We start from the raw sequence: 18,603 nt of genomic DNA on the forward strand, positions 1-18,603 counted from the left end.
GCGAACGCGTTTATCACGCGTATGCAAGTACTGTCAGGTAATCCGTAGCTCTCCCGCACGCGCCCCGATAGGGTCCAGACCTCAACTGCCGCACCCAGCACGGAGAGCGATACCCATGACCGGCCGCCGAGCCACGACCACCCTCTGGCGCCCCACCGGACCCGAGGAGCTGGCCCTGGTCCGCGAGCTGGACTGGCGTGCCTGGCCGCCGCGGCTGCCCGAGCAGCCGATCTTCTACCCCGTCCTCAACGAGGATTACGCGGTCCGGATCGCCCGGGACTGGAACGTCAAGCACGACGGAGCCGGCTACGTCACCCGCTTCGAGGTCGACACGGAGTTCCTGGGCCGCTACCCCGTCCAGCAGGCGGGCGGCCGGACGATCCTCGAACTGTGGGTGCCCGCCGAGGAGTTGGACGAGTTCAACGCCCACATCGTCGGCAGGATCCAGGTCGTCCACGAGTTCCGCTGACGGTCGGGACAGCGCCGGCGTGACCGCTGCGGACGGGACCGCTATGGACGGGACCGTTACGACCGTGCCAAGTGCCGCATGGTCAGGGCCAGATGGAGTCTGAGTCGGCCCTGCGGGGTGCGCAACGGCCAGCCGAGGAGGTGCTCGGCGTGGGTCAGCCGGTCCTGGAGCGTGGAGTGGTGCACGTTGATCTCGGCGGCCGCCGCGCGCAGGCTCGTCGTCGCGGCCACCGCGTGCAGGGTGGCCAGCAGCCAGGGTGTGGTCGCGGCCGCCGCCTCCAACGTCCGGACATCGGGCGGGGGTTCGGCGCCGGGGGCGACGAGGTCGGCCAGCAGGGCGACGCCGCCGAGCTCGTCGGCGTGCACGACACGCGGTCCCGGGTCCTGTGCGGTGCCGTCCGCGGTGAACCTCAGGGCGGTACGGGCGGCGGCCCAGGAGTGCGGCAGGTCCAGCACCGGGACGGCGGGGCCGACGCCCAGCCGGCCGACGGGCAACTCGGCCTCCCCGGCGACGATCCGGGGCCGTCCGTCACGCGGGGCCAGCGCACGCGCCGACGCCGCGGGGTCCAGGCCCAGCCCGCGGGCCGCGTGCAGCCGGGCCGGTTCCGGGGCGGTGGCGTCCAGCACCGTCTCGACCAGCGCGGGATCGTCGACGGGCACCCGGCCCCGGGTGCGGTCGAGGACGATGCGGATGGCACCGGCGGCCCGCTCCAGGATCACCGCGTCGACCACACTGGGCACCGCCTCCGCCCGCTCCAGCCACAGGGCGGCGGCCCCGCCAGGAGTCAGCGCCGCCGACGGCCAGACGGGGTCCGGGGGCAGGTTTTCCGTGTCCCGGCGGGTGCCGTCGGCCTCCACCCGGACGAAGACCCGCCGGCCGGCGTCGACCAGCCGCGCGGGCACCCCGGCCAGCACCGCGGCCCCACGCACCAGCGCCTCCAGACCGGCCCGGGACTCGGCCAGCCGGTCGAAGTAGGCGATGACCTGGACGGCGGCACCGGCGTCCGGGTCGAGCGCGGTCAGACGCCCGGCCAGCTCTTTCATGCGTCCATGGTGCGCTATGCGGCCACGTTCCGTGGAGCTGTGGGGCAGGATGACTTTCGGGTTACGGCCCAGCAGACGCGCCGACGCCCCGGCCCACCTCCCCCGGGTCACCCACCCAGCAGCCTCCGCAGCCAAGCCAACTGCGCCGCCCGGGCCGCCTGCGACAGGGCCGCCTGCGGGGCGAAGCCGTCGAAGCCGTGGAAGCCGCCGGGCCACACGTGCAGCTCGGCCGCTCCTCCCGCCTGCCAGAGCCGGGTGGCGTAGGCGACGACCTCGTCCCGGAAGGTCTCCGCGGAACCCACGTCGAGGAAGGCCGGCGGCAGCCCGGACAGGTCCTCGGCGCGGGCCGGTGCCGCGTACGCGGGCACGTCCGGGCCGCCACACGCCTCGCCGAGCAGGGCACCCCAGCCGGTCTCGTTCGCCGTCCGGTCCCACACGCCGAGGCCCGCCATCTGGTGGCTGGAGACGGTGTCGTTGCGGTCGTCCAGCATCGGGCACATCAGCAGCTGGCCGATCGGCCGCGGGCCCTTGCGGTCCCGGGTGAGCAGGGCCAGCGCCGCGGACAGACCGCCGCCCGCGCTCGCGCCCGCTATGACGATGCGCTCGGGGTCACCGCCGATCTCCGCCGCGTGCTCGGCCGTCCAGACGAGACCGGCGTAGACGTCCTCGATCGGCGCCGGATGCGGATGCTCGGGCGCCAGCCGGTACTCGACCGACACCACGACCGCGCCCAGCTCCTTCGCCCAGGCCAGCGGGCCGTCCACGCCCACCCGGTTGTTGCCGAGGACCATGCCGCCGCCGTGCACGTGGTACACGACGGGCTGCGGCACGCCCGCCAAGTCCGGAGCGGTGGGCCGGCAGATCAGCAGCGAGATCTCGGGAGCTCCCTCGGGTCCTGGCACCGTACGGTCCTCGACCTTGAAATGGCCGTCCATGGTCAGGTCCAGCTCGGCGAGCAGCTGGATGCCCGGGCCCTGGCGTATGGCGTCGATCTCGTCCGGGGTGAATCCGGGCGACAGGAAGTCCTTGATCAGGTCCAGGGCGGCGGCGAGTTCCGGGTCGAACGGGGGCGGGACGTGGCTCATGTGATCTCCTCACGCGGGGCGCGGCGGCTCGTTGCGCCATGATTCGCGCACCGTCCGACGCGCGGGGCGCCGCCGTGCGGCGGAACCTGCCCGCCGTTCGGCGGGTGGGCCCCCGCGCTTTCCGGCCATGTGCCAGTGTGACCTGCCGATCTTTGCCAGGACATGGCCTGATCTTCACCTATCGGCGGTGGAAGGAATCCAAAGGCCTGGCAACGCTGTCGATGCCCCCCACGCACCAGGAGTATCAGTGAACGTCTCCCTCACCGTCTGGCTGCTGACCGTCGCAGGTCTGTGCGCGCTGGTCGCCGCGGACTTCTTCATCGGACGAAAACCCCATGACGTGTCGATCAGAGAGGCGGGGACCTGGACGGTCGTCTGGGTCGTCCTCGCCTGTCTGTTCGGCGTCGGACTGTTCGTCTTCGGCGGTTCGGGGCCCACCGGTGAGTTCTTCGCCGGATACGTCACCGAGAAGTCGCTGAGCGTGGACAACCTCTTCGTCTTCGTCCTGATCATGGGCAAGTTCGCGGTGCCGTCCCAGTACCAGCAACGCGTGCTGATGGTCGGCGTGATCATGGCCCTGGTGCTGCGCGCGGGCTTCATCGCGGCCGGCGCGGCGATCATCTCCGCGTTCTCGTGGGTGTTCTACCTCTTCGGTGCCTTCCTGATCTGGACGGCGTGGAAGCTGGTCCAGGACGCCCGCAAAGAGGGGCATGACGAGGAGTACGAGGAGAACAAGCTGCTGAAGGCGGTGGAGAAGCGCTTCGGCGTGGCCGACCGCTACCACGGCACCAAGCTGTGGATCGAGGAGAACGGCAAGCGGGTGATGACCCCGATGCTGGTCGTGATGCTCGCGATCGGCTCCACCGACGTCCTGTTCGCCCTGGACTCGATCCCGGCCATCTACGGGCTGACGCAGGACCCGTACATCGTGTTCACGGCCAACGCGTTCGCCCTGATGGGCCTGAGGCAGCTGTACTTCCTGATCGGCGGCCTGCTCAGGAAGCTGGTCCACCTCAGTTACGGTCTGTCGATCATCCTGGGCTTCATCGGCGTCAAGCTGGTCCTGCACGCGCTGCACGAGTCCGGCGTGCACGTCCCGGAGATCGGCATCCCCTTCTCGCTGGGCTTCATCGTGCTCGTCCTGGCGGTCACGACGCTGACGAGTCTGCGGGCCGCGAAGAAGCAGGAGGCGGCCGAGGCCGAGCGCGTGGCCTGAGGCGGCCGCGGTCACGCTTGACTTCGAGAGCGCTTCAAGGCCTAGCGTCACCAGGGTCGGTGAAGGACCGGGTGATCCCGGGGAGCGGAGGCGGACATGCGGGTGGGCGTGCACATCAACCGGTTCGACCACGGCGGGGGCGGACCCGCACTCGGCGCCGAACTCGCCGCCACCGGCGCCGCGGCCGAGGAAGCCGGCGTGAGCTGGCTGTCGGTGATGGACCACTACTTCCAGATGGAGTTCAACGGCGGCGCCGAGGCCCCGATGCTGGAGGCGTACACGACGCTGGGCTACCTCGCCGCCCACACCTCCACGGTCCGACTCGGCGCCCTGGTCACCGGAGTGACCTACCGCCACCCCGGTCTGCTCGCCAAGATCGTCACCTCACTGGACGTCCTGTCCGAGGGCCGGGCCACCCTCGGCATCGGGGCGGCCTGGTACGACCGTGAGCACGAGGGGCTGGGCGTGCCGTTCCCGCCGCTCGCGGAGCGCTTCGAGCGGCTGGAGGAGACCCTGCGGATCTGCCGGCAGATGTGGGACCCGCGGGCGAACGGCCCCTTCGAGGGGGAGCACTACCGGCTCGCCGAAACCCTGTGCGTCCCGGCGCCGGTGAGCAGCCCGCGCCCCGAGATCATGATCGGCGGCGGTGGCGAGCGCAAGACGCTCCGCCTGGTCGCCCGCTACGGCGACGCCTGCAACCTGTTCGCCACCTCGCCGGAAGAGGTCCGGCACAAGCTCGACGTCCTGCGCGGCCACTGCGAGGCCGAGAACCGCGACCCCGACGAGATCCGCAAGACCGTCGCCTACACGGGCGAACCGGCCACCGACGGCGACCTCGCCGCCTTCACCCGGGACATCGCGGGCTACACCAAGCTCGGCATCGACACGGTGATCCTGGCGCCGCGCATCGGGGAGCCGGCCGAGTGGATCGAGCGCTTCGTGGCCCCGGCCGTTCAGCGGCTGGCCGAGCTGGACTGAGCCGCGGCCGGGCGGCTGCGGGAGACGATCCGCGTGCCCCGGCCGTCGACGACCCGGACCTGGAGCGAACCGCAGCCGCACCGGGTCCACACCGTGGTACCTGCTGCCGTGCAGTGCCGGGACACCACCTGGAAGGGCTCGGCGCCGTCGGGCCAGCCGCAGTGCGGGCAGACGGCTCCGGTCGTGCTGGTCATGGGAACTCCTTCGTACCAAGGGCTGGTGGGCCGTCGCGACACAGCCAGGGTGCGTCGGAGTCTTCGTGCATGTCCAGGTTGACTTTCCGGACTCCACCTTGAAGCGTGGACTTCATGATTGATCTGCGCCGGCTCCATGTCCTGCGGGCGGTGGCGCACTACGGCACGGTCACCGCCGCTGCCGGTGCGCTGCACTTCACCCCCTCCGCCGCCTCCCAGCAGATCCGCCAGCTCGCCCGCGAGCTGGGCGTCGACCTCCTCGAACCACAGGGGCGCGGAGTACGGCTCACCCCGGCCGCCGAGAGCCTGCTCGCGCACGCCGACGCCATCCAGGCCCGCTGGGAACAGGCCGAACTCGATCTCCGCGCCGACCGCGGCGAACCAGCCGGGCCGCTGCGGGTGAGCGGTTTCCCGGTGGCCATCTCGGTGCTGCTGGCCCCGATGGCGGTCCGGCTGCGCGAGCGGCATCCGCGGCTGGTCGTCCGCATCCAGGAGGCGCCGGTGCCGGAGAGCTTCGACCTGCTCTTCGAGGGGGAGACCGACCTGGCGGTCGTGGAGGCGACCCCGCACAACCCGCCGCTCGGCGACGCGCGCTTCGACCAGCAGCCGTTGCTGGACGACCCCTTCGACCTGGTCGTCCCCGAGGACCATCCGCTCGCCGGGCGCGCCCGCGTCGAGCTCGCCGAGGCGGCGCACGAGGACTGGATCGCCCCGGTGCCGGAGAGCCCCTGTCGTCCGCATGTGCTGTCGGCGTGCGGTGAGGCCGGGTTCACGCCGGACGTGGTCCATCACGCCCTGGACTGGAACGTCACCGCCCACCTGGTCGCGAACCGGCTCGGCGTCGCGCTGATCCCACGGCTGGCCCACCTCACCCCGCACCTGCCGATCGCGCGGGTGCACTGCACGGGCAACCCGCACCGCAAGCTGCTCACCTGCACCCGCCGGGGCGGCCGGAGCCGGCCCGCGGTGGTGGCCGCGCTGGCGGAGCTGCGGGAGCTGGCGCCGACGGCGGTGGCGTGACGTACAACCACACGCGGAAGAGGGCCGGAGCCCTGTACGGGCTCCGGCCCTCTTCCGCGTAACAGCCCCCGTGCGAGGTCAAGGACGCGTCAGGCGGCGGCCACTTCGCCCGCGTGGCCGTGCAGACGGGCGACCACCTCGGTGAGCTGCGCGGCGACCTCGGCGTCGTCGGACGGGTGGGTCTCGGCGAAGCGGGTCAGGGAGCCGGGGATGGAGAGCTTGAGGTCCTCGATCACCTTGCCGCCGGCGATGCCCACGGCCTTGCGGGCCTCGTCCTGCGCCCAGACGCCGCCGTACTGGCCGAAGGCGGTGCCGACCACCGCGACGGGCTTGCCGCCGAAGGCGCCGGCACCGTACGGGCGCGACAGCCAGTCGATGGCGTTCTTCAGGACGGCCGGGATGGTGCCGTTGTACTCGGGGGAGAAGAGCAGGAAGGCGTCGGCGGCGGCAGCGGCCTCGCGCAGCTTGGCGGCGGCGGCCGGGACGCTGCCCTCGACGTCGACGTCCTCGTTGTAGAAGGGGATGTCCGCCAGGCCCTCGAACAGCACCACGTCGGCGCCCTCGGGAGCGTGCTTGACGGCCGCCTCGGCGAGCTGGCGGTTGGTCGAACCGGCGCGGAGGCTGCCGACGAGAGCGAGAATGCGAACAGACATACGAAACTCCAGGGTGCTGAAACACTGCCGTTACGATCCGGACCGGGGTCCGTTTAACTTTCTAGCATCCTAACCGGACCGCGGTCCAGTTTTGTTCCCGATGCTTTACGCTGTTTTCATGTCCGCCGTTCTGCCGCCCTTCCCGCAGTCCCAGGAGCCCGTCCCGCAGCCCGAGTTGCTCCAGGTCGGCCCTCTTGAGGAGGAGCCCTGCCTGCGTGCCGACGCCGCGCGCAACCGGGCCCGGCTGCTGGAAGCGGCCGCCCGGCTGGTGGCGGAGCACGGCGCGGCCGGTGTGACGATGGAGGCGGTGGCCGCCGCGGCGAACGTCGGCAAGGGCACAGTCTTCAGACGCTTCGGCGACCGCACCGGCCTGCTGACCGCGCTGCTCGACCACTCCGAGAAGAAGTTCCAGGCGGCCTTCCTCGGCGGTCCCGCGCCGCTGGGGCCCGGCGCACCCCCCGCCGAGCGGCTGCGGGCGTTCGGCTGCGCCCTGCTGCGCCGCTCGGCCGCCGAACTCGACCTGCAACTGGCGGCCGAGCCGAGCCCGGAACGCCGGTTCTCCGTCCCGGCCCGCCGCGTCCAGCGCGGCCATGTCGCCATGCTGCTGCGGCAGGCGGTTCCGGACTCGGACACCGAGCTCCTCGCCCACACCCTGATGGGCTATCTCGCCCCCGTCCTGGTCCATCACCTGACCGTGCAGTGTGGGATGCCGATGGAGCGCCTGGAGGCCGGCTGGTGCGACCTGGTCGACCGGGTGACGGCCCCCGCGGCCTCGCAGCCGCGCTGACCATCGCTTCGGTCGCGAAGTTCCCCCACCCGAAAGCATCGCGCACAGGTTCTGCAAAGATGCGGTACGTCATGGTGCAGATACCGAAAACGCCCGCGCCCGCGTCGCCCGTACCGCGCTCTGTGCCCACGAGCGCCGATGTGGCTCGCCTGGCCGGCGTGTCGCGCGCGACCGTCTCCTACGTCCTCAACAACACCAGCGCCGTCCGGATCAGCGAGCCCACCCGCCGCCGCGTCCACGAGGCCGCGAAGGAACTCGGGTACGTGCCGCACGCGGCAGCCCGCAGCCTGCGCGCCGGCCACAGCCGGATGGTCCTGATGCCCGCGCCCACCTTCCCGGTCGGCCCGCTCTACAGCCAGTTCATCAGCGAACTCCAGTGGGCCCTGGGCCGTCTCGAGTACACGGTCGTGCAGTTCGGCACCGTCGGCCTGCACGGCGCCGAGGCCGCCCGCGCCTGGGCCGAGCTGCGCCCGGTCGCCGTCCTGGTGCCCGGCTCCGGCCTCGGCCCCAAGGACGTCGCGGTGCTCAAGCGCTCCGGCGCCCGGGCCGTGGTCACCCTCGGCTCCGAGGCCGTCGAGGGCGCCCACGCCCTGCTCATGGACCACGAGGCCGTCGGCCTCTGCGCCGGCACCCACCTGTACGCCCGCGGCCGGCGCCGCATCGGCGTCGTCGTCCCCGAGGAACCCGGCCTGGACGCCTTCTCCATGCCCCGCCTGGAAGGCGTACGACGGGCCCTGCACGGCACCGACGCCACCGTCGCCGACCTGCCCCTCGCCTACGAGGAGGCCGCCGCCGCACGGCTCGCGGCCCGCTGGCGCGAGCTCGGCCTGGACGCCGTGTTCGCCTACAACGACGAGTACGCGATGCTGCTGATGCGCGCCCTGCAGGACGAGGGCGTCGGCATCCCGCAGGAGACGGCGGTGATCGGCGCCGACGACCTGATGCTCGGACGGCTGCTGCGGCCCAGACTGAGTACCGTGCACATCGAGCTGCCGTCCGGCCGCGATCTGGCCGACCTGGTCGACCGCGCGGTGCGCAACCCCGGCGCCGCGCCCGAGACGCACACGGTGCTGGGAGCCTCGGTGGTGCACCGCGACTCCAGCTGACCCCCAGGGAGGCGGCCCATGCGCACGACGGTCGGCATCATCGGCGGCGGCCCCGCCGGACTGCTCCTGGCCCGTCTGCTGCACCGGGCGGGCATCGACTGCGCGGTCCTGGAGAGCAGGACGCGGGAGTACGTCGAACAGCGCCAGCGCGCCGGAATGCTGGAGCAGGGCACGGTCGACGCGCTGCGCGAGGCGGGCGCCGCCGGCCGTCTCGACGCCGAGGGGCTGGTGCACCACGGCATCGAGCTGCGGTTCGCGGGCGAGCGCCACCGCATCGACTTCCCGGCCCTCACCGGCGGCCGTACCGTCACGATCTACGCCCAGACCGAGATCGTGAAGGACCTCATCGAGCTCCAACTGGCCGACGGGCCACCGCTGTTCTTCGAGGCGGAGGCGCTGGCGGTCGAGAAGCCGGAGAGCGAGCGGCCCGTCGTCCGCTTCCGGCACGAGGGCCGCGAACGGACGCTCACCTGCGACTGGGTGGTCGGCTGCGACGGCTCCCACGGCATCGCCCGCGACGCCTTCCCCACGGAGACGAGCCGGACGTACGCCCATGACTACCCGTACTCCTGGCTGGGGATCCTCGCCGACGTCCCGCCGTCCTGCGACGAGCTGATCTACGCCCGCGGTGAACGCGGCTTCGCCCTGCACAGCATGCGTTCCGCGTCGGTCTCCCGCCTCTATCTCCAGGTCCCGAACGGAACCGATCCGGGCGACTGGCCCGACGAGCGCGTCTGGGACGAACTCGCCGCCCGCTTCGCGATCGACGCCGACTGGACTCTGGACCGCGGTCCGATCACCGCCAAGTCCGTGACCCCGATGCGCAGTTACGTCCACGAGCCGATGCGCCACGGCCGGCTGCTGCTCGCGGGGGACGCCGCCCACATCGTCCCGCCCACCGGCGCCAAGGGTCTCAACCTCGCCGTGTCCGACGTCCGCGTCCTGGCCCGTGCCCTCACGGAGCTGCACCGCACGGGATCCGCGCGGCTCGTCGACAGCTATTCGGAGTCGTGCCTGGCCCGCGTGTGGCAGGCGACCCGGTTCTCGTACGACATGACTAGGATGTTGCACGCTCAACCAAACGGGGATGCGTTCGACCAGCGGATGCAGCTCGCGCGGCTGCGCCGGATCACCGCATCCCGCCACGCGGCGGCCGAACTGGCCGCGAACTACTCGGGACTCCCGCTCGCCCTGTGAGTCCCGCCGGTGACCGAAACGGAGAGCCGTCATGCCGTTGCTCGACCCCAAGACCTGGCAGTCCCGCACCCTGTCGGGACCTGAACACGCCGTCACCGAACCCGCCACCGGCGACACACTCGGCACCGTCACCCTCGCCACCGCCGAGGACGTCGGGACCGCCGCCGAGGCCGCCCGCACCGCTCAGGCGGAGTGGGCCCGCGCACCCCACTTCGTCCGTGCGGGCGTCCTGCGCAAGGCCGGCGACCTGTTCGCCGCGCACGCCGACGAACTGCGCGAATGGCTGGTCCGCGAGTCCGGGTCCATCCCCGGCAAGGCCGACTTCGAACTGCACGTCGCCGCCCAGGAGTGCTACGAGGCCGCGGCCCTCGCCTCCCGCCCGGCCGGCCAGGTGCTGCCCAGCGAGGCGGCCCGGCTGTCCTACACGCGGCGCGTCCCGGTCGGCGTCGTGGGCGTGATCTCGCCCTTCAACGCCCCGCTGATCCTCTCCATCCGCTCGGTCGCCCCGGCGCTCGCGCTGGGCAACGCGGTCGTCCTGAAGCCGGACCCGCGTACCGCGGTCTGCGGCGGGCTGTCACTCGCCGCGGTCTTCGCCGAGGCGGGCCTGCCGGAAGGACTGTTCCACGTCCTGCCGGGCGGCCCGGACGCAGGCCAGGCCCTGGTCGCCGACCCGCGGGTACCGGTCATCTCCTTCACCGGCTCCACCGCGGCCGGCCGGGCCGTCGGCGAGGCCGCCGGACGCCACCTCAAGCGCGCGCACCTGGAACTCGGCGGCAACTCCGCCCTGATCGTCCTGGAGGACGCCGACCTCGACGCCGTGATCTCCACCGCCGCCTGGGGCTCCTTCTTCCACCAGGGCCAGATCTGCATGACCACCGGCCGCCACCTGGTGCACGAGTCGCTGTACGGCGAGTACGTCGAGCGGCTGGCCGCGAAGGCCGACTCGCTCGCCGTCGGCGACCCGCACCGCGGTCAGGTCCATCTCGGCCCGATCATCGACTCCGGCCAGCTCACCAAGATCCACGGCCTGGTCGAGGCGAGCACCGCCCAGGGCGCCAAGCTGGCCGCGGGCGGCACGCATGAGGGGCTCTTCTACCGGCCGACGGTCCTCGCCGACGTCGACGACCGCACGCCCGCCTACGCGGAGGAGGTGTTCGGCCCGGTCGCGCCGGTACGGTCCTTCGGCACGCCCGAGGAGGCGGCAGCCCTGGCCGCGACCGGCCCCTACGGCCTCTCGCTCGGCATCGTCACGCGGGACGCCGCCCGCGGACTCGACCTCGCCGAGCGGATCCCGACCGGCATCGTCCACATCAACGACCAGACCGTGAACGACGAGGCCGTCGCCCCGTTCGGTGGCGTCGCCGCGTCCGGCACCGGCGCCCGCTTCGGCGGCGAGGCCAACCTGGAGGCCTTCACCGACGTGCGCTGGACGACGGTGCGCGCGGACGTGGCGCCGTACCCCTTCTAAGGCATTCAGTACGTCCAAGTGCCTTGGTACGGCGGGTTACTGGCCGTTCTGCTCGGCCTGTGCCTGCTGATCCGCGACGGCCTTGCGGACCTCGTCCATGTCCAGCTTGCGGGCCTGCCCGATGACGTCCGTCAGGGCGGCCTCGGGCAGGGCGCCCGGCTGGGCGAACACGGCGACCTGGTCACGCACGATCATCAGCGTCGGGATCGACTGGATGCCGAAGGCCGAGGCCAGCTCCGGCTGCGCCTCGGTGTCCACCTTGCCGAACACCAGGTCCGGGTTCTCCTCGGCCGCCTTCTCGTAGACCGGCGCGAACTGACGGCACGGACCGCACCAGGCCGCCCAGAAGTCGATCAGGACGAACTCGTTGTCCGTGACCGTCTGGTCGAAGTTCTCCTTGGTGAGCTCCACGGTGCTGCTCATGGCGTGATCCCTCTTCCTGGTGTGGGGGCGAAGCCGCTGGCACAACACGGCGGCCCTGGTACATATTCCGCGCGCTTACCCATGTGGCCTCCACGCACACCACCCACCAGACTGACCCCATGACGGAAACGGAATCCATCGCGTACGACGTCGTGGTGCTCGGTGCCGGGCCCGTGGGGGAGAACGTCGCCGACCGCACCCGTGCGGCCGGCCTCTCCACCGCGGTCGTGGAAAGCGAGCTGGTCGGCGGCGAATGCTCGTACTGGGCGTGCATGCCCAGCAAGGCCCTGCTGCGCCCGGTCATCGCCCGCGCCGACGCCCGCCGCACACCCGGACTGAGCCAGGCGGTGCAGGGCCCCCTCGACACGGCGGCGGTCCTCGCGCACCGCGACTATTACACCTCCCACTGGCAGGACGACGGCCAGGTCGGATGGCTCGACAGCATCGGCGCCGACCTCTACCGAGGACACGGCCGCCTCACCGGACCGCGCACGGTCACGGTCACCGGCCCCGAAGGCGAGCGGCACGTGCTGACCGCCCGGCACGCCGTGGCCGTCTCCACCGGCACCCGCGCCGTCCTGCCCGACCTGCCCGGTCTCGCGCAGGTCAAGCCCTGGACGAGCCGCGAGGCCACCAGCGCCAAGGCGGCGCCCGGCCGGCTGGTCGTCGTCGGCGGGGGAGTGGTCGCCACCGAGATGGCCACCGTCTGGCAGGCCCTCGGCTCGCAGGTCACCGTCCTCGTCCGCGGCAAGGGCCTGCTCAACCGCATGGAGCCCTTCGCCGGCGAACTGGTTGCCGAAGCCCTCGTCGAGGCCGGCGCCGACGTGCGCACCGGCACCTCCGTCGAGTCGGTCACCCGCGAGAACGGCACGGTCGTGGTCGTCACCAACACCGGTGACCGCATCGAGGCCGACGAGATCCTCTTCGCCACCGGACGCGCCCCGCGCACCGACGACATCGGCCTGGACACCATCGGCCTGGAGCCCGGCTCGTGGCTGGAGGTCGACGACAGCCTGCGCGTCACCGGCAGCAAGTGGCTGTACGCCGTCGGCGACGTGAACCACCGCGCCCTCCTCACCCACCAGGGCAAGTACCAGGCCCGCATCGCGGGCGCCGCCATCGCCGCCCGCGCCTCCGGCACCCCGATCCTGGAGTCCGACCCCTGGGGCGCCCACGCGGCGACCGCCGACCACGCGGCCGTCCCGCAGGTCGTGTTCACCGACCCCGAGGCGGCTGCCGTAGGGCTCTCACTGGCGGAGGCCGAACAGGCCGGCCACCGTGTCCGCGCGGTCGACTACGACCTCGCCTCCGTCGCCGGAGCGGGCCTGTACGCCGACGGCTACAAGGGACGCGCCCGCATGGTCGTCGACCTCGAACGCGAGATCCTGCTTGGCGTCACGTTCGTAGGTCCCGGCGTCGGCGAACTGATCCATTCGGCGACGATCGCGGTCGCGGGACAGGTGCCGATCAGCAGGCTGTGGCACGCGGTGCCGTCCTACCCGACGATCAGCGAGGTGTGGCTGCGACTGCTGGAGGCGTACCGGGACAACTAGGGCAGCGGGAAGCCCAGGGACGCGGCCGCCTCCTGAGGTGACGGCTGCGTCCAGCGCTCCGCCATCGCCTGGCCGGAGGACAGCGAGCGCAGTTCCGCACGGTCCAGGTACAGGGTGCCGTCGAGGTGGTCCGTCTCGTGCTGGATGATCCGTGCGGGCCAGCCGGTGAACACCTCGTCCACCGGGCGGCCCGCCTCGTCCTGGCCGGTCAGCCGCACCTGAGCGGGCCGGGCCACCACCGCCTGCCAGCCCGGCACGCTCAGACAGCCCTCGAAGAACGCGGCACGGGCGGTGCCGACGGGCTCGTACGAGGGATTGACCAGGACCCGGAACGGCAGCGGCACCCGGCCGCGGACCAGCCGTACCTCCTCCGGCACCGGCGCGGGATCCTCGATGACGGCGAGCCGAAGCGGCACGCCCACCTGAGGCGCGGCGAGGCCCACGCCCGGCGCCGCGTGCATCGTGACCCGCAGGGCCTCGACGAAACGGGCCAGCAGCGCGGGCTCCAGCTGTCCCTCGAAGCGCTCGGTGCCGCGCCGCAGCACCGGATCACCGGCGGCGACGATGGGCAAGGGGCCGTCCGTGGCCAGGAGTTCCTCGACCAGTTCCGCCAGGGGTGCGCGATCACGGGGAGAAGCCATCGCGCCAGGATGCCACGAGGCCTGCGAGCACCTCTCACCGTCCGGCATGACGCACGCCACACGTGCCCCCGGGAACTCGGCGCCCCTTCTCCCCGACTTCTGGACCGCTACAGCCGAGAAACATCCCCCTGCCCCGGGAGAAGCCCGCCGATGTCCACCGCTCCCTCGACCTCCCCCACTTCCGGCTCCGCTCCAGCGGGGGGACCCCCATCGGACGAGGCCCCGCAACCCGCCGCCGCCCCGGCGCCGTCCCCCAGCAGATGGACCCCCCTGCGTCCGCTGATCCTCCGTCTGCACTTCTACGCCGGCGTGTTCGTCGCACCGTTCCTGTTCGTCGCCGCCGTCACCGGCTTCCTGTACGCCGGTGCGTTCCAGGCCGAGAAGATCGTCTACGCCGACGAGATGACCGTCTCGGCCGTCGGCGACGCCAAGCTGCCGATCGCCGAGCAGGTGGCCGCCGCCCGCGAGGCCCACCCCGAGGGCACGGTCTCGGCCGTACGCCCCTCGCCCGAGGACGACGCGACTACCAGGGTGCTGCTGTCCGGCGTCCAGGGTGTCGGCCCGGACCACACCCTCGCGGTGTTCGTCGACCCGTACACCGCGAAGGTGCGGGGCGCGCTGGAGCAGTACGGCTCGACCGGTGCGCTGCCGCTGCGCACCTGGATCGACGAGTTCCACCGCGACCTGCACCTCGGCGAGAACGGCCGCCTCTACAGCGAGTTCGCCGCGAGCTGGCTGGGGGTGATCGCGGCCGGCGGCCTGGTGCTGTGGCTGTCCCGCCGCCGCGCCCTGCGCAAGGTGCGTGGTACCAGCGGGCGCCGCCGCACGCTCGGCCTGCACGGCACCGTCGGGGTGTGGGCCGCGGCCGGCTTCCTCTTCCTGTCGGCGACCGGCCTGACCTGGTCGACCTACGCCGGCGCGAACATCGACGAACTGCGCACCTCGCTCGGCCACTCCACCCCGTCGGTCACGGCGACCGGGGGCGGCGAGCACTCGGGCCACGGCGCGTCCGCCTCGTCCGGGGGCGCGGATCACGGCGTCGGCCTCGACAGGATCCTGGCCGCCGCCCGCGCGGAAGGGCTCGGGGACCCCGTCGAGATCGTGCCGCCCGCGGACGCCTCGTCGACGTACGTGGTCAGGCAGGTCCAGCGCAGCTGGCCCGAGAAGCAGGACTCGGTCGCGATCGACCCGACCACCGGCGAGGTCACCGACGTCCTGCGCTTCGCCGACTACCCGGTGCTGGCCAAGCTGACCCGCTGGGGCATCGACCTGCACACCGGCGTGCTCTTCGGTCTGGTCAACCAGATCGCGCTGATGCTCCTCGCGCTCTCGCTGATCCTGCTGATCGTGCTGGGGTACCGCATGTGGTGGCAGCGCGGCCGAGGCTCCTCCTTCGGGCGGCCGATCCCGCGCGGCGCCTGGCAGCGGGTGCCCCCGCAGATCCTGCTCCCGTGCGTGGCCGTGATCGCCGTGCTCGGCTACTTCGTCCCCCTGCTCGGCATTCCGCTGGCCGCGTTCATCGCCGTGGACGTGGTGCTCGGCGAGATCGCCCATCGGCGGAAGCCGTCCACACCGGCGAGCGGCGCCGACGCGACGTAGCGGACCTGCGCGACCGAGGGCGGCGTGACACATGGCTCGGGCCCGGTTCCCTGTGGGGAACCGGGCCCGAGCCACAGTCCGTTCGGATCAGTGCTGCTCGAAGTCGCCCGCGAGCGCCGAGGCGAGGCGCAGGTGCGGCTCCGCCTCCTCGTGCCGGCCCTGCCGCTGCAGGGTGCGCCCCAGCATCAGCCGCGCGTAGTGCTCCACCGGGTCCCGCTCGACGATCACCCGCAACTCGCTCTCCGCGCGCCGCAGTTGGGCCGAGTGGTAGTAGGCGCGAGCCAGCAGCAGCCGCGGTCCGGTCTGCTCCGGCACCTCCTCGACCAGCCCGCCCAGGACCCGCGCCGCGGCGGCGTAGTCCTTCGCGTCGAAGAACAGCCCCGCCCGCTCCCAGCGCTCGGCCGGCGTTCCGTGGTCGTAGTACGTCGTTTCCACTGCTGACCTCCTTCGCCGCCTTCAACCGCGCGAGATGGTCAAACATTCCACTACTTCTGCCGCTACTTCTGCCGCTACTCGGCGAGCGCGGCCAGTTCCGCGTTCGCCCGCTCGGTGACCAGCGCGAGCACCCGCCCCGCGGTCGCCAGATCCTGCGTGGAGATGCCGTCGTAGATCCGGGCGGAGATCTTCCCGGTCTCGGCGCTCACCTCGGTGTACAGCTCCCGTCCCGCGTCGGTGACCAGCACCTTCGGACCCTCGGTGGTGATCAGCTGCTTGGTGGCCAGCTCCTCGACGACGCGCTGCACGTCCGCCGCCTCGATCTTGAGCGCGTCGACGACCTGCGCCACGACTCCGTCGCGTTCGACGGCGGCGCCGGCGTCCGCGATGGGCCTGAGGGTCACCGACTGCTGGAACGTCATGCCGTGGCGGACCAGGACGCTCTCCAGGACCGCGCGTCCGGCGTAGTGGGCCAGCGCGATGACGCGGCCGTTGACGGTGGGTGTGGTGGTGGTCATGACTGCTCCTCTTCTCCCCTTGGTTCAAGCCCTCGGCTCGAGAAATACAGTACATGGATACTATATCCATGGCTACTAATAAACGAGGGCTCGTTGGCCTGACGCGTCAGCCCGCGCAGAGCTAGGTTGAGCGCCATGAGCAATCTTGATCGCGAGGCGGTTCCCGCCCTGTGCGGCGGCCGTGGCTTCGTGGTGGCCGAGCCCGTCCGGGAACTCCTCAGCCCTCGTCACGTCAAGCTCGGCGAGTCCACCGAGGTCCGCCGCCTGTTGCCCAACCTGGGCCGCCGCATGGTCGGTGCCTGGTGCTTCGTCGATCACTACGGCCCCGACGACATCGCCGACGACCCCGGCATGCAGGTGCCGCCGCACCCCCACATGGGCCTGCAGACCGTCAGCTGGCTGCACCAGGGCGAGGTACTGCACCGCGACTCCACCGGCAGCCTCCAGACGATCCGCCCGCGCGAACTGGGCCTGATGACCTCCGGCCGGGCGATCAGCCACTCCGAGGAGAGCCCCAAGTCCCACGCCCGGTTCCTGCATGGTGCCCAGCTGTGGGTCGCCCTCCCGGACGGCCACCGCCACACCGACCCGCACTTCGAACACCACGCCGAGCTGCCCCACGTCACCGCACCCGGGCCTGACGGCCACGCTCATCCTCGGCACGCTCGACGGCGCGACCTCGCCCGGCACGACGTACACCCCGATCGTCGGCGCCGACCTCGCCCTCGCCCGCGGCACGGACGTACGCCTGCCGCTGGAACCCGACTTCGAGTACGCCGTGCTGTCCATGTCCGGCGAGGCACACGTGGACGGTGTGCCGATGCTGCCCGGCTCGATGCTCTACCTCGGCTGCGGCCGTACCGAACTCCCGCTGCGCGCCGAGTCCGACGCGGACCTGATGCTCCTGGGCGGTGAGCCGTTCGACGAGGAGCTGATCATGTTCTGGAACTGGATCGGGCGCACCCAGGAGGAGATCGAACAGGCCCGTGCCGACTGGATGACCGGATCGCGCTTCGGTGAGGTGAAGGGGTACGACGGGGATCCGCTGCCCGCTCCCGAACTGCCGCCGTTGGCGTTGAAGCCGCGGGGCAGGGTGCGCTGACCCGGCGGCCGATACCTCAGCGCGGCACCGGCCCGCTGCTGCGGCGGACGACGAGGTCGACCGGGACGAGCGACTCGGGCTGCGCGGGTTCGGCGGGGCCGTCGATGCGGTTGAGCAGGAGGCGCAGGGAGCGGGTGCCGATCTCCGCGAAGTCGGTGCGGACGGTGGTCAGCGGCGGCAGCAGGTGCGCGGCCTCCGGGATGTCGTCGTAGCCGACGACGCTGACGTCGCCGGGCACCGAGCGGCCGGCGTCGTGCAGGGCGTGCAGGACGCCGAGCGCCATCTGGTCGTTGGAGGCGAACACGGCCGTGACGTCGGGGCGCGCGGCGAGTCGGCGGCCCAGTTCGTACCCGGAGTCGGCGCTCCAGTCGCCGACGAGCGGCTCGGGGATCTCGGCACCGGCCGCGGCGAGGGTCGACCGCCAGCTGCCCAGGCGGTGGTCGGCGGAGGTCCAGCCGGTCGGGCCGGCGATGTGCCACACGGTCGCGTGGCCGAGCCCGAGAAGGTGCTCGATGGCCTTGCGGGCCCCGGTCCGCGAGTCGCCGGTGACCAGTTCGGTGCTGTCGTCGAGGCCGTTCTCCAGCACCACCAGCGGTGTGTCGAGATGGGTGTCGGCCAGGGCGCGGCCCACCCACAGCTGCGGGGCGATGGCGATCACGCCGTCCGCGCCCTCGGCCGACAGCCGGTTCACGGCCTCGACGACGGTGTCGTGGTCGGCCGTGTCGAGGGCGATGGAGCTGATCAGGTAACCGGCCTCCTGGGCGGCGGTGTTGATCGCGGTGAGGATGGCGGCGGGCCCGTAGCGGGCGGCGTCGAAGGAGATGACCCCGAGCATCCGGGTCCGGCCGCTGGCGAGGGATCTGGCGCTGCGGCTGGGCCGGTAGCCGAGCGTCCGCATGGCCACCAGGACCCCCTCGCGCGTCTCCGGGCGGACGGAGGGGTGGTCGTTCAGCACGCGGGAGACGGTCTGCTTGGAGACACCGGCCAGCCGGGCCACGTCGTCCATCACGGGACGCGAGCCCGCGAAGTTCCGTCTGCTGCGCCCCTTCGGAACGGCCCTGTCGGCGGCGCTTCGGGTCATGGTGGCGGTTTCCTCGACGTCGTTGCGGCGGTGTG

General features: G+C 72.1%; 19 protein-coding genes and 1 pseudogene. 11 read left to right on the forward strand and 9 right to left on the reverse strand.

The features are described from left to right. Window positions 1-115: 115 nt before the first annotated feature. A complete protein-coding gene (locus tag QFZ76_RS43565) occupies window positions 116-469 on the forward strand; it encodes a hypothetical protein (RefSeq protein ID WP_266450998.1) in 354 nt (117 codons plus the stop codon). A gap of 56 nt (window positions 470-525) precedes the next feature. Here QFZ76_RS43565 and QFZ76_RS43570 read toward each other — a convergent pair whose 3' ends face one another. Both QFZ76_RS43570 and QFZ76_RS43575 read right to left on the reverse strand, forming a co-directional pair. Next, a complete protein-coding gene (locus QFZ76_RS43570; protein WP_307678865.1) occupies window positions 526-1,512 on the reverse strand; it encodes a helix-turn-helix domain-containing protein in 987 nt (328 codons plus the stop codon). 107 nt (window positions 1,513-1,619) lie between these two features. Continuing rightward, the gene (locus QFZ76_RS43575; protein WP_307678866.1) at window positions 1,620-2,597 is read right to left on the reverse strand and encodes an alpha/beta hydrolase; all 978 of its coding nucleotides are present in this window, start codon (window positions 2,595-2,597) and stop codon (window positions 1,620-1,622) included. Window positions 2,598-2,844: 247 nt separating this feature from the next. On the opposite strand from QFZ76_RS43575, the gene QFZ76_RS43580 reads away from it, so the two are divergent. Together QFZ76_RS43580 and QFZ76_RS43585 are read left to right on the forward strand one after the other, a co-directional pair. Continuing rightward, window positions 2,845-3,813, forward strand: a complete 969-nt coding sequence (locus tag QFZ76_RS43580; protein WP_307678867.1) for a TerC family protein — start codon at window positions 2,845-2,847, stop codon at window positions 3,811-3,813. A 96-nt stretch (window positions 3,814-3,909) separates the two neighbouring features. Beyond that, a complete protein-coding gene (locus QFZ76_RS43585; RefSeq protein WP_307678868.1) occupies window positions 3,910-4,791 on the forward strand; it encodes an LLM class F420-dependent oxidoreductase in 882 nt (293 codons plus the stop codon). On the opposite strand, the gene QFZ76_RS43590 is transcribed toward QFZ76_RS43585, so the two are convergent. Further along, the gene (locus QFZ76_RS43590) at window positions 4,767-4,985 is read right to left on the reverse strand and encodes a hypothetical protein (RefSeq protein ID WP_307678869.1); all 219 of its coding nucleotides are present in this window, start codon (window positions 4,983-4,985) and stop codon (window positions 4,767-4,769) included. The two genes, QFZ76_RS43585 and QFZ76_RS43590, sit on opposite strands and share 25 nt — an antisense overlap. Window positions 4,986-5,099: 114 nt before the next feature. On the opposite strand from QFZ76_RS43590, the gene QFZ76_RS43595 reads away from it, so the two are divergent. Next, window positions 5,100-6,005: a LysR family transcriptional regulator gene (locus tag QFZ76_RS43595; RefSeq protein ID WP_307678870.1), complete on the forward strand. Its 906-nt coding sequence runs from the start codon at window positions 5,100-5,102 to the stop codon at window positions 6,003-6,005. 89 nt (window positions 6,006-6,094) lie between these two features. On the opposite strand, the gene QFZ76_RS43600 is transcribed toward QFZ76_RS43595, so the two are convergent. Then, window positions 6,095-6,658, reverse strand: coding sequence for an NAD(P)H-dependent oxidoreductase (locus QFZ76_RS43600; protein WP_307678871.1), 564 nt, complete (start codon window positions 6,656-6,658; stop codon window positions 6,095-6,097). Window positions 6,659-6,758: 100 nt separating this feature from the next. Here QFZ76_RS43600 and QFZ76_RS43605 point away from each other — a divergent pair, with 100 nt between their 5' ends. Genes QFZ76_RS43605 through QFZ76_RS43620 form a run of 4 tightly spaced genes read left to right on the forward strand, consistent with a single transcriptional unit; the run spans window position 6,759 to window position 11,216 of the window. Beyond that, window positions 6,759-7,445: a TetR/AcrR family transcriptional regulator gene (locus tag QFZ76_RS43605; protein ID WP_307678872.1), complete on the forward strand. Its 687-nt coding sequence runs from the start codon at window positions 6,759-6,761 to the stop codon at window positions 7,443-7,445. Between the two features lie 59 nt (window positions 7,446-7,504). Continuing rightward, a complete protein-coding gene (locus QFZ76_RS43610) occupies window positions 7,505-8,551 on the forward strand; it encodes a LacI family DNA-binding transcriptional regulator (RefSeq protein WP_307678873.1) in 1,047 nt (348 codons plus the stop codon). Window positions 8,552-8,569: 18 nt separating this feature from the next. Next, window positions 8,570-9,748, forward strand: coding sequence for a 4-hydroxybenzoate 3-monooxygenase (locus tag QFZ76_RS43615; protein ID WP_307678874.1), 1,179 nt, complete (start codon window positions 8,570-8,572; stop codon window positions 9,746-9,748). Between the two features lie 31 nt (window positions 9,749-9,779). Beyond that, entirely contained in the window at window positions 9,780-11,216 is a 1,437-nt protein-coding gene (locus QFZ76_RS43620; RefSeq protein WP_307678875.1) for a benzaldehyde dehydrogenase, read from the forward strand. Window positions 11,217-11,252: 36 nt separating this feature from the next. Here the strand turns inward: QFZ76_RS43620 and trxA are convergent, their stop codons facing one another. After that, window positions 11,253-11,639: a thioredoxin gene (gene trxA / locus QFZ76_RS43625; RefSeq protein ID WP_266451010.1), complete on the reverse strand. Its 387-nt coding sequence runs from the start codon at window positions 11,637-11,639 to the stop codon at window positions 11,253-11,255. Window positions 11,640-11,758: 119 nt separating this feature from the next. Between trxA and QFZ76_RS43630 the strand changes: the two genes are divergently transcribed. Beyond that, window positions 11,759-13,192 carry an NAD(P)/FAD-dependent oxidoreductase gene (locus QFZ76_RS43630; protein WP_307678876.1) on the forward strand — a complete coding sequence of 478 codons (1,434 nt, stop codon included), beginning with the start codon at window positions 11,759-11,761 and terminating at the stop codon, window positions 13,190-13,192. On the opposite strand, the gene QFZ76_RS43635 is transcribed toward QFZ76_RS43630, so the two are convergent. Continuing rightward, window positions 13,189-13,833, reverse strand: a complete 645-nt coding sequence (locus tag QFZ76_RS43635) for a peptide deformylase (RefSeq protein ID WP_307678877.1) — start codon at window positions 13,831-13,833, stop codon at window positions 13,189-13,191. The genes QFZ76_RS43630 and QFZ76_RS43635 overlap by 4 nt on opposite strands. Before the next feature lie 150 nt (window positions 13,834-13,983). Here QFZ76_RS43635 and QFZ76_RS43640 point away from each other — a divergent pair, with 150 nt between their 5' ends. Continuing rightward, window positions 13,984-15,432 carry a PepSY domain-containing protein gene (locus tag QFZ76_RS43640; protein WP_307678878.1) on the forward strand — a complete coding sequence of 483 codons (1,449 nt, stop codon included), beginning with the start codon at window positions 13,984-13,986 and terminating at the stop codon, window positions 15,430-15,432. A gap of 87 nt (window positions 15,433-15,519) precedes the next feature. On the opposite strand, the gene QFZ76_RS43645 is transcribed toward QFZ76_RS43640, so the two are convergent. Both QFZ76_RS43645 and QFZ76_RS43650 read right to left on the reverse strand, forming a co-directional pair. After that, on the reverse strand, window positions 15,520-15,867 hold the full coding sequence (locus QFZ76_RS43645; protein WP_307678879.1) for a tetratricopeptide repeat protein: 348 nt from the start codon (window positions 15,865-15,867) through the stop codon (window positions 15,520-15,522). A 74-nt stretch (window positions 15,868-15,941) separates the two neighbouring features. Continuing rightward, entirely contained in the window at window positions 15,942-16,385 is a 444-nt protein-coding gene (locus QFZ76_RS43650; protein ID WP_307678880.1) for a MarR family winged helix-turn-helix transcriptional regulator, read from the reverse strand. 135 nt (window positions 16,386-16,520) lie between these two features. Between QFZ76_RS43650 and QFZ76_RS43655 the strand changes: the two are divergent. Further along, window positions 16,521-17,487, forward strand: a pseudogene (locus QFZ76_RS43655) (pirin family protein). A gap of 16 nt (window positions 17,488-17,503) precedes the next feature. Here QFZ76_RS43655 and QFZ76_RS43660 read toward each other — a convergent pair. Then, window positions 17,504-18,568: a LacI family DNA-binding transcriptional regulator gene (locus tag QFZ76_RS43660; protein WP_307678881.1), complete on the reverse strand. Its 1,065-nt coding sequence runs from the start codon at window positions 18,566-18,568 to the stop codon at window positions 17,504-17,506. Window positions 18,569-18,603 lie beyond the last annotated feature (35 nt).

Source organism: Streptomyces sp. V4I2 (genome assembly GCF_030817655.1).
In the GTDB taxonomy this organism is placed as follows: Bacteria; Actinomycetota; Actinomycetes; order Streptomycetales; family Streptomycetaceae; genus Streptomyces; species Streptomyces plumbiresistens.

Coding starts and splice junctions, on each gene's coding strand:
- QFZ76_RS43565 (WP_266450998.1), top strand. CDS start 116: ATGACCGGCCGCCGAGCCACGACCACCCTCTGGCGCCCCACCGGACCC.
- QFZ76_RS43570 (WP_307678865.1), bottom strand. CDS start 1,512: ATGAAAGAGCTGGCCGGGCGTCTGACCGCGCTCGACCCGGACGCCGGT.
- QFZ76_RS43575 (WP_307678866.1), bottom strand. CDS start 2,597: ATGAGCCACGTCCCGCCCCCGTTCGACCCGGAACTCGCCGCCGCCCTG.
- QFZ76_RS43585 (WP_307678868.1), top strand. CDS start 3,910: ATGCGGGTGGGCGTGCACATCAACCGGTTCGACCACGGCGGGGGCGGA.
- QFZ76_RS43590 (WP_307678869.1), bottom strand. CDS start 4,985: ATGACCAGCACGACCGGAGCCGTCTGCCCGCACTGCGGCTGGCCCGAC.
- QFZ76_RS43595 (WP_307678870.1), top strand. CDS start 5,100: ATGATTGATCTGCGCCGGCTCCATGTCCTGCGGGCGGTGGCGCACTAC.
- QFZ76_RS43600 (WP_307678871.1), bottom strand. CDS start 6,658: ATGTCTGTTCGCATTCTCGCTCTCGTCGGCAGCCTCCGCGCCGGTTCG.
- QFZ76_RS43605 (WP_307678872.1), top strand. CDS start 6,759: ATGCTTTACGCTGTTTTCATGTCCGCCGTTCTGCCGCCCTTCCCGCAG.
- QFZ76_RS43610 (WP_307678873.1), top strand. CDS start 7,505: ATGCGGTACGTCATGGTGCAGATACCGAAAACGCCCGCGCCCGCGTCG.
- QFZ76_RS43615 (WP_307678874.1), top strand. CDS start 8,570: ATGCGCACGACGGTCGGCATCATCGGCGGCGGCCCCGCCGGACTGCTC.
- QFZ76_RS43620 (WP_307678875.1), top strand. CDS start 9,780: ATGCCGTTGCTCGACCCCAAGACCTGGCAGTCCCGCACCCTGTCGGGA.
- trxA (WP_266451010.1), bottom strand. CDS start 11,639: ATGAGCAGCACCGTGGAGCTCACCAAGGAGAACTTCGACCAGACGGTC.
- QFZ76_RS43630 (WP_307678876.1), top strand. CDS start 11,759: ATGACGGAAACGGAATCCATCGCGTACGACGTCGTGGTGCTCGGTGCC.
- QFZ76_RS43635 (WP_307678877.1), bottom strand. CDS start 13,833: ATGGCTTCTCCCCGTGATCGCGCACCCCTGGCGGAACTGGTCGAGGAA.
- QFZ76_RS43640 (WP_307678878.1), top strand. CDS start 13,984: ATGTCCACCGCTCCCTCGACCTCCCCCACTTCCGGCTCCGCTCCAGCG.
- QFZ76_RS43650 (WP_307678880.1), bottom strand. CDS start 16,385: ATGACCACCACCACACCCACCGTCAACGGCCGCGTCATCGCGCTGGCC.
- QFZ76_RS43660 (WP_307678881.1), bottom strand. CDS start 18,568: ATGACCCGAAGCGCCGCCGACAGGGCCGTTCCGAAGGGGCGCAGCAGA.